Origin of the sequence: Streptomyces sp. URMC 126 (assembly GCF_051386555.1) — a bacterium.
Classification (GTDB): Bacteria; Actinomycetota; Actinomycetes; order Streptomycetales; family Streptomycetaceae; genus Streptomyces.
Map to the genome: position 1 here is coordinate 1 of NZ_JBPQTX010001041.1, position 258 is coordinate 258.

Sequence of the window (258 nt, forward strand, 5' to 3'; positions counted from 1 at the left end):
GTCTCCTCGCGCAGGAAGGCGTCGGGAATCTGGATCAGCATGCCGCAGCCGTCGCCGGCCTTGGGGTCCGCGCCGACGGCGCCGCGGTGATCGAGGTTGAGCAGGATCTCGAGGCCCTTGGCCACGATGTCGTGCGACTTCTCGTTCCGCATATGCGCCACGAAGCCGACGCCGCAGGCATCGCTCTCGTTGGCGGGATCGTAGAGGCCCTGCGCGGCGGGCAGCCCCGCATCGAACGGCATGACGGTGGGGCGGGAC

Annotated in this window: 1 protein-coding gene; it reads right to left on the reverse strand. The window is 69.8% G+C overall.

The window, feature by feature from the left end; translation table 11 throughout:
* On the reverse strand, positions 1 to 242 hold a 242-nt coding region (locus tag ACSNOK_RS35010), incomplete at its 3' end, for a hypothetical protein (RefSeq protein ID WP_436784734.1).
* Positions 243 to 258 lie beyond the last annotated feature (16 nt).